Below are 11,701 nucleotides of genomic sequence, written 5' to 3'. Positions count from 1 at the left end.
GCCCTCGGAGCGCGGGAAGAACTCGTACCAGGAGCCGTACAGGGCCCGCTCCCGCTCCACCAGCAACGGCATCGGATCCGACGCGGTGACCAACTCCCGCAGGGGATAGCTGGCCAGAACGGCTTGGACCGAGGGCCAAAGGGCGGGCTTCAGGCGGTCGTTCGCGGACCGGGACTCGTCGCGCAGGGCCCGCACCGCCGCCCGTACGAGGGGACGTGCCCCCGCCGGTACTCCGGTGACCGCCCGCTCGTACAGCCGGGCGCCCTCCTCCAGGACCAGAGCGGTGTCGAGGCCGGCCGGGATCTTGATCTGTGCGGTGTGCCGCCAGGTGGCCAGCGGGTCGGACCAGGCCTCCACGGTGTACGTCCAGCGGCCGGGCTCGCCGGCGGTGACGGTGGCGCCCCAGCGGTCGGTGCCCGGGGCGAGCTCCCGCATCGGCGTCCAGGGTCCGGGACGGCCCTTGGGGTCACGCAGGACCACGTTGGCGCCCACGGCGTCGTGCCCCTCCCGGAAGACGGTGGCCGACACCTCGAACGACTCACCGGTCACCGCTTTGGCGGGCCTGCGCCCCCGCTGGACCACGGGGCGGACGTCCAGGACGGGGATGCGGCCGAGAGTGGCGGGGTCCGGCTGCGGCGACGCCCGCTTGCCGTCCTTCCCGGCCCGGGGTTTTACGGGCTTTTTGGCCGTCGCCTTCTTCTCTGCTGCCGGGGTCCTGCTGTTGGTCGGAGGTCCTGACGAGTGGTGCGTGGCGGGCATGACCGCTCCTGTCCGCGTCAACGGGGGTGTGGGCGGAGGGATATGGGGAGGTGGGTCCTGCGGGGTCGTGCGCGGTGCTGTGGTGCGTCTGTGGGCTGTGTACCGGGGGAGCCTTCCCACTGTGTTCGGGTGGGCAATCCGGCACTTTGTTAACTACTCACGCGTATGTCTACCGGTTGGACCGGCCTCCTTTTCCGGCCTACCCGGCGACCGCCTCCGCACGCCCCCGACACCCCGCCGGACACGTCCCCACCGACCCCTCGGTAACCACTACCGTCGACGGTGACGACGAGATGTACAGCGCCGTACGTCTCTCCACGCAACGCGTCCGAGGTGGAATGTGAAGGCGATCCGTCGGTTCACCGTCCGTCCCGTGCTCCCCGAACCCCTCCGGCCGCTGAGCGACCTGGCGCGTAATCTGCGCTGGTCCTGGCATGCGGAAACGCGCGACCTGTTCCAGTCCGTCGACCCCGAGGCCTGGGCCGGTGCCCAGCGGGATCCGGTACGGCTGCTGGGCCGGGTGCGGCCGGCGCGGCTGGCCCAGCTGGCCGAGGACCGGCGGTTCCTGCGCCGGCTGACCGCCGTGGCCGACGACCTCGACGACTATCTGACCGGAGACCGCTGGTACCAGGCGCAGACGGACGGGCTACCCGCCGCCGTCGCCTACTTCTCCCCGGAGTTCGGCATCACGGCCGCGCTGCCCCAGTACTCCGGCGGCCTCGGCATCCTCGCCGGCGACCATCTGAAGGCGGCCAGCGACCTCGGCGTACCCCTGATCGGGGTCGGTCTCCTCTACCGGCACGGCTACTTCCGGCAGACCCTCTCCCGCGACGGCTGGCAGCAGGAGCACTACCCGGTGCTCGACCCCAACGAGCTGCCCCTCACCCAGCTGAAGGAGCCCGGCGGCACCCCGGCGCGGCTCACGCTCGCGCTGCCCGGCGGCAAGGCGCTGCACGCCCGCATCTGGCTCGCCCAGGTCGGCCGGGTGCCGCTGCTGATGCTCGACTCGGACGTGGAGGACAACGAGCTCGGCGAACGCGGGGTGACCGACCGGCTCTACGGCGGCGGCAGCGAGCACCGGCTGCTCCAGGAGATGCTGCTCGGCATAGGAGGGGTGCGGGCGGTGCGGACGTACTGCCGGCTCACCGGGCACCCGGAGCCGGAGGTGTTCCACACCAACGAGGGGCACGCGGGCTTCCTCGGCCTGGAGCGGATCGCCGAACTGGCCGCGGGCGGCCTGGACTTCGACTCCGCCCTGGAGGCGGTGCGCGCCGGCACGGTCTTCACCACCCACACCCCCGTCCCGGCCGGCATCGACCGCTTCGACCGGGAGCTGGTCGCCCGGCACTTCGGCCCGGAGGCCGAGCTCCCCGGCATCGACGTCCAGCGGATCCTGACGCTGGGCATGGAGACGTACCCGGGCGGTGAGCCGAACCTGTTCAACATGGCGGTGATGGGGCTCAGGCTGGCCCAGCGGGCCAACGGGGTGTCGCTGCTGCACGGGCAGGTGAGCCGGGACATGTTCGCGGGCCTGTGGCCGGGATTCGACTCGGACGAGGTGCCGATCACGTCCGTGACCAACGGGGTGCACGCGCCGACCTGGGTGGCCCCGGAGGTGCTGCGCCTCGGCGCCCGCGAGGTCGGCGCCCAGCGGGCGGAGGACGCGCTGACGGTGGGCGGCTCGGACCGCTGGGACTCCGTCGCCGACATCCCGGACCAGGACATCTGGGAGCTGCGCCGCACCCTGCGCGAGCAGCTGGTGCTGGAGGTACGGGAGCGGCTGAGCGCGTCCTGGCGTCAACGCGGGGCGGGGAACGCCGAGTTGGGCTGGATCGACGGCGTCCTGGACCCGGAGGTGCTGACGATCGGATTCGCCCGCCGGGTCCCGTCGTACAAACGCCTGACGTTGATGCTCCGCGACCGCGACCGCCTGATGGACCTGCTCCTGCACCCGGAACGCCCGGTGCAGATCGTCGTGGCGGGCAAGGCGCACCCGGCGGACGACAGCGGCAAACGCCTGGTCCAGGAGCTGGTCCGGTTCGCCGACGACCCGCGCGTCCGCCACCGGATCGTCTTCCTGCCCGACTACGGCATGGCGATGGCGCAGAAGCTCTACCCCGGCTGTGACATCTGGCTGAACAACCCGCTGCGGCCGCTGGAGGCATGCGGTACGAGCGGGATGAAGGCGGCCCTCAACGGCTGTCTGAATCTTTCTGTGCTGGACGGCTGGTGGGACGAGTGGTTCCAGCCGGACTTCGGCTGGGCCATCCCGACGGCGGACGGCGCGGGCACGGACCCCGACCGCCGGGACGACATCGAAGCGGCGGCCCTCTACGACCTCCTGGAGCAGCGGGTGACCCCGCGCTTCTACGAGCGCGGCAGGGGAGGCCTCCCCGACCGCTGGATCCAGATGGTCCGCCAGACCCTCACCCTGCTGGGCCCGAAGGTGCTGGCCGGGCGGATGGTCCGCGAATACGTCGAGCGCCTCTACGCCCCCGCCGCGCAGGCACACCGCGCACTGACCCCGGACACGGCTCGTGATCTGGCCGCCTGGAAAGCCCGGGTCCGGGCGGCCTGGCCCCGGGTGAGCGTCGACCACGTGGAGACGACGGCGACGACGGCCACGGCGGAGCTGGGCACGACGGTGGGTCTGCGGGTCCGGGTGGCGCTGGGTGAGCTCACCCCGGACGACGTGGAGGTGCAGGCGGTGTCCGGCCGGGTGGACGCGGAGGACCACATCACGGACGCGACGGTGGTCCCCCTGAAGCCGGCCGGCACCCCTGACCTGGAGGGCCGCGTGCTGTACGAGGGCCCGCTCTCGTTGGACCGCACGGGCCCCTACGGCTACACGGTCCGCGTCCTGCCCGCACAGCGGTTGCTGGCATCGGCCGCGGAGCTCGGGCTGGTGGCGGTGCCGTCGGGGGAGGTGGTGGAGGGGGCGGGGGTGTTGTTGCGGTAGCGCCCCTTCAAGCCAACGGGAACGGGAACGGCCGCTCTACGGCAGGAGGAGGTGCAGCCCGGAGCAGTCGTTCCCGCCGGCCGGGTCGGGGGAGTACAGCCAGTAGACCGCCAGGAGCAGCGCCAGGACCAACAGCAGACCGACGAACGCGGAACCCGCCGCGACCCGTACCTGCCAGCTGGCCCCTGCCGGGGGCTCGCACCTGTGCGCTGCGCGGCGGACCGCGGCGTACAGGAGCAGGGACCCCAGGGCGCAGCCGAGGCCGCCCCACGCGGTGACGTACATCCGGGTGGAGGGGCCCAGGTACGTGCAGTGCTGGTACGTGTCCGAGCTGAGGGCGAAGTGCGCGACCAGCAGTCCGGCCGAGATCGCCGCGAGGAGGGGCACCAACAGCGAACCCACTCGTGTCACCGGCCTCACAGCAGGTGGTCCGCCTTGCCGGCCTTGATGTCGCGGATGAGGGTGCGGAGGGCTTCGCGGGTGTCGGTGAGGTAGTGGTCTTCTTGGCCGGCTATGGCGATGTAGGCGTTGCCGTGGGGGTCTGTGCCGAGGCGGAAGCAGGCCGATCCCTCGGCGCAGAAGGGCTCTTCCCAGGTGATGTCGGGCACGGTCGTCTCCTCAGAGGTGGCTGGCGATGTCCTGGATGAAGTCGTACGACGCATCGGGGGACAACGCGCGGCCCTCCATCCAGTCCAGTTGGGTCCGGTACTTGAGCAACTGAGCTTCCTGGTGCAGGAATTCCGGGCCGTGAGCGCTGTCGATCTGCACGGTGTCGAGTTGTGGCACCGGGCCCTCCAGATAGACCACGGTCTGACCGGCACCTGGGAACGAGCCCGCACTGAACGGGATGACCCGGAGTGTCACATGAGGTCGCTTCGACAGGGCCAGGAGGTGTTCCAGCTGTCCCCGGGCGACCGCTGGACCGCCGAACTGCATACGCAGCGCAGCCTCGTGGATTATCCCGACGTACTCGGTCGGGCTGTCGCTTTCGAAGATCTGCTGCCGTTCGAGGCGGTGCGCGAGCCGCAGGGCGACCTCGTGCTCGGGCAGTGCGGGCAGTGCGGCCCTGAAGATGGCCTGGGCATGGTCGCTGGACTGCAGCAGCCCGGGCATGTGGATCAGGTGCACGCTGCGGATCCGTGCCGCGTGGTGTTCCAGCTCGGCGATGTCCAGGATCCCGGCGGAGAGGCTGCCTCGGTAGCGTTCCCACCAGCCGCCCTTGGTGGGCCGGGCCATGTCGACCAGCGCGTCGACGTACGCCTCGTCGTCACAGTCACAGTTGCAGGCCAGGGTGCGCAGGCGTTCCGGGCTGATGGGACGCGTGCCGGACTCGATGTTCGAGATCTTGCCCCGGTCCACACCAAGGAGTCCGGCGGCGTACTCCCCGGTCATGCCGGCGGCCGTACGCAACTTCCGGATCTCCGCCCCGAGCCGTTTCTGACGCTCTGTCGGTGCCGTTCTCGCGGCCATACCGCCCCTTCCTCGCTGCTGCCACACCTTAGTAGGGGCTTGAGTTTCCTCAAGTATGGGGCAACTTAACCCCTCGATGCTCTACATTCGGTGATGCACAAGCTACACACCGCAGTTGGCAGTGCATCGCGTGAGCCTGCCCGCAACCTCCTGCCCTGGGAGGGGCGGGCTCACGTCAGGGAGACGGGCCACCGGCTGCTGTGTGTTTTGCGAGCCCTCGACCTGCTTGGAGTCCCTCATGTCCATGCACGCAATTGAACCGTCGGCCACCCACTGCCCCCTGCTGACACGGGCGTACCCGGCGGATCCCACCCCGCCCACTCCGGGAACCCTCGCCTACAGCCTCACCCTCCCCGCCGCCCTCGCGAGCCCGGCCCTGGCGAGAGTGTCGGCGCGGGCGATGCTGGAGGCGCATGGGCTGAGCGACGTGCTCGAAGCGGCGATGATGGCGGTGGGGGAACTGGCGGCGGTGGCAGCTCAGTTCACGGACTCGGCGGACTTCTACCTCTCGCTCCGCTACCGCTGGGACACCCTCCGGGTGATCGTCTACGACAGCCACCCGCCCCACGCGCAGCCGAACCTCGCTGCCGCCTGCGACACCCGCCGCCGCGCCGCCCTCCGCTTCCTGTCCTGCCTCTGCCGCGCCTGCGACGGCGACTGGGGATTCGGACCGACCCGTGAACCGGGCGGCGGGACGCGGATGTGGGCGACGCTGCCGAGGGCGGGGGCGGCGGCGTTCGGGGCGAGCGGTTCCCCGCCGGTCAGCGGAACGGGATGGTGACCCAGGGGCTGCTGGGCTCGGACATCAGGATGCGATGGGCCTCGACCACAGGGCTCTGGCGTAGTCGCTTGACGCCCGGTTCGTGACGACCTGCCAGCTCGGGACCCCGACCCCCGCCCCAAGCGAGCACCGCTCGTCAGCTCACTCCTCCGACAGCCCCTCGCACAACCGCTTCAGCACCGTCCCGCACCGCCGCGCGTACGCATGCTGGAAGCCCCGCGTCGCCGGGCCGGCCGCCCTCGTGTACCACTTGGCCGGTTTGCTGAAGGCGGCCACGGTCAGCCAGACCGTGCCGTCGCCTGTGCGGTCGATGAGGAAGGCCTCCTCGCCGCATTCGGGGTGGCCTTCGAGGGTGCCGTAGGCCCAGCCGGTGCGGCGGGGTTGTTCCAGCGTCCAGATGATGCGGCAGGGGGCCTTGAGGAGGCCGGCCAGGGTGACGGTGACGTCGACGCCGGGGGTCGCGCGGTCGGCTGTCGTATCGATGCCGACGCCCAGGGCGCGGTGCATCTCCCAGCTCAGGACCGCCTCGGCCGCCCGCTGGAAGAGCTTTTCGCCCTCGCCGAGGCGGGTGCGGACGAAGAGGGGGTGGAAGCCGGGCGGGCAGTACGTCAGGTCGTCGCGGGTCGCGCCGACCGGCTCGTAGGTGAAGGGCGCCGAGGACATGGGTCACAAGGGTAGGCGGCACCCGGGGAATCTTCCGCCCGGGTGCCGCCTACCGCTCGATTACGGCTGGATCAGCTGACGTTGACCGCCGACCAGGCCGCGGCCACCGTCTTGTACTCGGTGCTGCTGGAGCCGTACAGGTCGGCCGCTGCCGACAGGGTGCCCGCGCGGGCGTCCGAGTAGTTGGTGGTCGACGTGAAGTACGTGGTGAGCGCCTTGTACCAGATCTGCAGCGCCTTGGCGCGGCCGATGCCAGTGACCGTGGAGCCGTTAGACGTCGGGGAGTTGTACGAGACCCCGTTGATCGTCTTCGAACCGCTGCCCTCCGCCAGGAGGTAGAAGAAGTGGTTCGCGACGCCCGACGAGTAGTGGACGTCCAGGTTGCCGACCGACGAGGACCAGTAGTCGGCGCTGCCGCCGTCCTTGCTGGGCTGGTCGAAGTAGCGCAGCGGGGTGCCGTCGCCGTTGATGTTGATCTTCTCGCCGATGAGGTAGTCACCGGGGTCGGAGGGGTTGTTGGCGTAGAACTCCACGCCGACGCCGCCGAGGATGTCGGAGGTCGCCTCGTTCAGGCCGCCGGACTCGCCGCTGTAGTCGAGGCCCGCGGTGTTGGCGGTGACGCCATGGGTCATCTCGTGGCCGGCCACGTCGAGCGAGGTCAGCGGGTCGGCGTTGCCGCTGCCGTCGCCGTAGGTCATGCAGAAGCAGCTGTCGTCCCAGAAGGCGTTCACGTACGAGCTGCCGTAGTGGACGCGGGAGTAGGCGGCCTTGCCGTCGTTCTTGATGCCGCTGCGGCCGAAGGTGTTCTTGTAGTAGTCCCAGGTCTCCTGCGCGCCATAGGCGGCGTCGGCGGCGGCCGTCTGGTTGCTGGAGGAGGTGGAGGCGGTGCCGGTGCCGAAGGTGCTGGTCGAGTTGGTGACCAGGGTGCCGGTGCCGGATGTCTTGCGGGCCAGGTTGTAGGTCTTGTGGCCGCCGCGCGAGGTGTCGTACAGCTGGTACGTCGAGCCCGACAGGTTGACGGTGAGGCCGACGGTGCCCGAGTACAGCGTCTTGCCGGTGCCGGTCGCGTTCTCGACGCCCTGGTACTGGAAGAGCTTCTTGCCCGTCGCGGCGTCGGTGATGACGTGCAGCTGGTTCGGGGTGCCGTCGTCCTGGAGGCCGCCGACGATCGTCTCGTAGGCGAGGACGGGCTTGCCGGAGCCGGCCCAGATCACCTTGCGCGCGCCGTTCGCGGTGCTCTGCGCGGAGCCGAGCGTTCTGGCGGCGGAGACCGCCTGCTTCTCCGCCTTGGCGGGGGTGATCTGCGGCGTGAGCGAGGCCACCTTGATGGTCGCCTTGGTCGCCTTGGTGACGCCCTCGGTCTTGCCCGACTTGGCGGTGTGGACGACGAGGTCGCCGCCGAGGACGGGAAGGCCGGCGTAGGTGCGCTCGTAGCGGGTGTGGACGGTGCCGTCGTTGTCCTTGACAACGTCCTTGACGATCAGCTGCTCCTTGGTGCCGAGGCCTATCTTCTGTGCGGTCTCGGCGGCGTTCGCCTGTGCCTGCTGGATCAGCGAGACGTGGGCCGTGGCGGAGAGCGCGGCCGGGGCGGCGGCGACGGGGGCCTTGGCGGCGGCCGTGGCGCTGGTGGTCAGTCCGGTGGAGAGCAGGGCTCCGGCGGCGACAGCGGTGGCGATGGCCAGAGTGGTGCGCTTGTGACGCGCGTAGAGGGGGCTCACTCAAAGCTCCTTCATGTGGGGAGTCCGGGCCACGTGGGGTTACTGGCCGGGCTGTGTGGGGTTGTGAAGTTGCTGTGCTGCTGCGGCGGGTGGTGAGAGAGTGACATCAAGGGCGCGTACATGTCAGGACCCTGAAGTGATGTTGACTGGAAATCGATCACTGGGGAAACATTGCGGGCATGTGAACCCGGGCCGCCCGAGGGTGCCGGACCCTCGGACGGCGCCGCGTCGCAAGGCCTGCCGCCCGCGACTTACGGGAAGGTCAGCTTCCAGTCGTTGAGCGTGCCCGTGTCCTGGCTGGCCTGATCCTGCACCTGCAACTTCCAGGTTCCGTTGGCCGGTTCGGCCGACGCGTTCACCGTGTACGTCGTCTTCACGTTGTCGGCCGAGTCGGAGGAGCTGAAGTTCTTCAGCCGGTACGCGGTGCCCGACGGGCCGATGAGGTCGATCACCAGGTCGCCTCGCCAGGTGTGCGTGATGTCGACGCTCACCTGGAGGTTGCCCGGCGCGTTTCCGGTCCGGCCGGAGACGGTGATGGCCGAGGTGATGGCCGGACCGTTGTCCGGGATCGCCATCTGTGTGTTGTTGTCGTACGTCGACCCGGTGCCGCCTCCGCCACCGCCGCCGCCCGAGCGCGAACCGACGTTGACGGCCGCCCAGGCGTCCTGCACCGCGGCGTACTCGGCGCTGGAGGTGCCGTACAGCTCGCCCGCCGCCGCGAGGGTGCCGGTGCGGGCGTCGGCATAGTTCGTGGTGGACGTGAACTTGGTGGTCAGCGCCCGGTACCAGATCTGCAGCGCCTTGTCCCGGCCGATGCCGGTGACCGGAAGCCCGTCCGAGGTGGGCGAGTTGTAGCTGACGCCGTTGATCGTCTTGGCGCCGCTGCCCTCGCTCAGCAGGTAGAAGAAGTGGTTGGCGATGCCCGACGAGTAGTGCACGTCGAGGCCGCCCACGCCCGAGTACCAGGAGTCGGCGGAGCTGCCGTCCTTGCTGGGCTTGTCCATGTAGCGCAGCGGGGTGCCGTCGCCGTTGATGTTGATCTTCTCGCCGATGAGGTAGTCACCGGGGTCGGAGGCGTTGTTGGCGTAGAACTCCACGCCGGTGCCCATGATGTCGCTGGTGGCCTCGTTCAGGCCGCCGGACTCGTCGCTGTAGTCGAGGCCCGCGGTGTTGGCGGTGACGCCGTGGCTCATCTCGTGGCCGGCCACGTCGAGCGAGGTCAGCGGGTCGGCGTTGTTCGAGCCGTCGCCGTAGGTCATGCAGAAGCAGCTGTCGTCCCAGAAGGCGTTCACGTACGCGTTGCCGTAGTGGACGCGGGAGTAGGCGCCGACGCCGTCGTTCTTGATGCCGCTGCGGCCGAAGGTGTTCTTGTAGAAGTCCCAGGTCTCCTGTGCGCCGTAGGCGGCGTCGGCGCCCGCGGTGGCGGCGTTGGACGTCGTGCCGTTGCCCCAGGTGTCGTTGGACTGCGAGAACAGCGTGCCGGTGCCCGAGCTGCCGTGGTTCAGGTTGTACGTCTTGTGCCCGCCGCGCGTGCCGTCGGTCAGCGTGTACGTCGAGCCCGCCTGGGTCGTGGACAGCGTGACCTGCCCGCTGTACTGGGTGTTGCCGATGCCGGTCTCGATGCCCTGGTACTCGTAGAGCTTCTTGCCTGTGGCGGCGTCGGTGATGACGTGCAGCTGGTTCGGGGTGCCGTCGTCCTGGAGGCCGCCGACGATCGTCTCGTAGGCGAGGACGGGCCTGCCGGTCGCCGCCCAGATCACCTTGCGGACGCCGGTCGCGGCCGACCTGGTGCCGCCGCGCGCCTTCGCCCGCTGCACGGCCTGCTTCTCGGCCGCGGCCTGTGAGACCTTCGGGGTGAGGCCGCCGACCTTCATGGTGGCGTTCGTGGCCCGGATGACGTCCATGGTCTTGCGGGCCCCGTTCGTGTCCACGACCAGGTCGCCGCCGAGCACGGGCAGGCCGGCGTACGTCCGCTCGTAGCGCGTGTGCAGGGTGCCGTCGGCGTCCTTCACGACGTCCTTGACGACCAGCTTCTCCTGGCTGCCGAGGCCGATCGAGCGCGCCGTCGCGGCCGACGCGCCCGCGGCGTCGCGCAGCAGCTCGGCACGCTGCGAGGGCGAGAGCCTGAGCGCCAGGTGCGCCGGGTTCGCCTTGCCGGGCCGCGCCTTGGCCGCCGGTGCGGCGCTGGCCGCGCCCGTCTGCACGGCGGCGGCGATCAGCGCGGCGACACCGGCGAGGGCGAGGGTGGCGGTACGGCGGTGGGTGGTGCGGGGCCGGGAGGTGTGGTGCTGCGGGGTGTGGGAGGTGCGTCCGCGAGAGGAATTGCGTCTCAACACTGACTCCTTCTGCGTGGCCGTGGGTCGCGGCCAGGGGAGACCGGACGGTGGGTTGGGGCGTCCGGGCAGAGCAGGACGTGCGCAGAACAGGACGTGCGCGGAACAGGAAGTGCGCAGATCAGGAAGTGCGGATCAGGAAATGCGCGGAACCATGTGCGGGCCGGCTCGTGCACGTGCGCGTGCGTAGTGGGGTTGCTGTGAGTCGGCCAGGGAAGAGTGGCAGGGGAGTGGTGTGCCTGTCAGGACCGCGTCACAAACTTGGCCGGAAAGCAGTCCGTTGACCGGATGTTCATGTTCGGTATGCGGACCGTTGGGTGGGGGTGCGCACCGAGCAGGGTGGCCGTGCCGGCGGGGGAGAGGCGGAAAGCATGCGTCCCGGGCGTGGGGTGCTGGGGCGGGGGCTGCGAGTCGGTCTGGTGGTGGCGGGCGCGCCGGCGCTGCCGTGGGCCGCCCTGCTTCTGCCCGCCGGTGCGATCATGCTGGGCAGGGGAGTCGGCGGTGGGACGGCCCGGAGCTTCCTGCGGTTCTGCGGGTACCTCATCGGTGGCACCGTGCTCGTCGGTGTGCTGACGGGGCTGGTCCTCGCGGGCGGGCTGTCCCTCGCGGCCCGCGTGCTCACCGGCACGCGTGGACTGTCGGTGGCGGGGGCGCTGCTGGCCGGAATGGTCTTCCCCGCGGAGATCGCCGCTGTCGCCGCGGCCACGGACGTCGGTCCCCTGGAATTCCTGACGACCTTCCTGCTGTGGCCCGTGATGATGGTGGTGGCGGGGCTGCACAGCGCGGACATCGTGGGCCGGACGCGCAGGCGGGCGTGGCTGTGGGCGCCGTGGCCGGGCGCGGGAGTACGGCGGTGGCGGCGGGTCTAGAGCACGGCCCCCACACCCCAGCCCCCAGCGCCCTCACTCCGGCGGACCGGCATCCCTACGCCACGCGCCTTCACTCCGGCGGACCGGCATCCCTTCGCCATGCGCCCTCGCCCCGGCGAACCGGCATCCCCATGCCATGCGCCCTCGCC

General features: G+C 70.4%; 10 protein-coding genes. 3 read left to right on the top strand and 7 right to left on the bottom strand.

Annotated elements, in window-relative coordinates:
• Positions 1-759, bottom strand: a 759-nt coding sequence (locus tag LE548_RS26380; RefSeq protein WP_225099439.1) for a maltotransferase domain-containing protein, incomplete at its 3' end; no start/stop codon positions are given.
• Positions 760-1,099: 340 nt separating this feature from the next.
• Between LE548_RS26380 and LE548_RS26375 the strand changes: the two genes are divergently transcribed.
• The gene (locus tag LE548_RS26375; RefSeq protein WP_225099438.1) at positions 1,100-3,718 is read left to right on the top strand and encodes a glycosyltransferase family 1 protein; all 2,619 of its coding nucleotides are present in this window, start codon (positions 1,100-1,102) and stop codon (positions 3,716-3,718) included.
• Between the two features lie 36 nt (positions 3,719-3,754).
• On the opposite strand, the gene LE548_RS26370 is transcribed toward LE548_RS26375, so the two are convergent.
• Genes LE548_RS26370 through LE548_RS26360 form a run of 3 tightly spaced genes read right to left on the bottom strand, consistent with a single transcriptional unit; the run spans position 3,755 to position 5,188 of the window.
• A complete protein-coding gene (locus LE548_RS26370; RefSeq protein WP_225099437.1) occupies positions 3,755-4,120 on the bottom strand; it encodes a hypothetical protein in 366 nt (121 codons plus the stop codon).
• Positions 4,121-4,134: 14 nt separating this feature from the next.
• Positions 4,135-4,326, bottom strand: coding sequence for a hypothetical protein (locus LE548_RS26365; RefSeq protein WP_225099436.1), 192 nt, complete (start codon positions 4,324-4,326; stop codon positions 4,135-4,137).
• Positions 4,327-4,336: 10 nt separating this feature from the next.
• Positions 4,337-5,188 (bottom strand): helix-turn-helix transcriptional regulator, encoded by an 852-nt coding sequence (locus tag LE548_RS26360; protein WP_225099435.1) that lies wholly within the window; start codon positions 5,186-5,188, stop codon positions 4,337-4,339.
• Positions 5,189-5,432: 244 nt separating this feature from the next.
• Here LE548_RS26360 and LE548_RS26355 point away from each other — a divergent pair, with 244 nt between their 5' ends.
• The gene (locus LE548_RS26355; protein WP_225099434.1) at positions 5,433-5,969 is read left to right on the top strand and encodes an ATP-binding protein; all 537 of its coding nucleotides are present in this window, start codon (positions 5,433-5,435) and stop codon (positions 5,967-5,969) included.
• A gap of 141 nt (positions 5,970-6,110) precedes the next feature.
• On the opposite strand, the gene LE548_RS26350 is transcribed toward LE548_RS26355, so the two are convergent.
• From LE548_RS26350 to LE548_RS26340, 3 genes are all read right to left on the bottom strand, one after another.
• The gene (locus LE548_RS26350) at positions 6,111-6,632 is read right to left on the bottom strand and encodes a DUF1990 domain-containing protein (RefSeq protein ID WP_225099433.1); all 522 of its coding nucleotides are present in this window, start codon (positions 6,630-6,632) and stop codon (positions 6,111-6,113) included.
• A 71-nt stretch (positions 6,633-6,703) separates the two neighbouring features.
• Positions 6,704-8,350: a M4 family metallopeptidase gene (locus LE548_RS26345; RefSeq protein WP_225099432.1), complete on the bottom strand. Its 1,647-nt coding sequence runs from the start codon at positions 8,348-8,350 to the stop codon at positions 6,704-6,706.
• A 251-nt stretch (positions 8,351-8,601) separates the two neighbouring features.
• The gene (locus LE548_RS26340) at positions 8,602-10,683 is read right to left on the bottom strand and encodes a M4 family metallopeptidase (RefSeq protein WP_225099431.1); all 2,082 of its coding nucleotides are present in this window, start codon (positions 10,681-10,683) and stop codon (positions 8,602-8,604) included.
• 371 nt (positions 10,684-11,054) lie between these two features.
• Between LE548_RS26340 and LE548_RS26335 the strand changes: the two genes are divergently transcribed.
• On the top strand, positions 11,055-11,552 hold the full coding sequence (locus LE548_RS26335; RefSeq protein ID WP_225099430.1) for a hypothetical protein: 498 nt from the start codon (positions 11,055-11,057) through the stop codon (positions 11,550-11,552).
• The last annotated feature ends 149 nt before the right edge of the window (positions 11,553-11,701 follow it).

The organism is Streptomyces sp. CoH27, from assembly GCF_020181035.1.
GTDB lineage: Bacteria > Actinomycetota > Actinomycetes > Streptomycetales > Streptomycetaceae > Streptomyces > Streptomyces camelliae.
The sequence above is the reverse complement of the archived record's forward strand: the minus strand, read 5'-3'. Positions and strand labels throughout refer to the sequence as shown.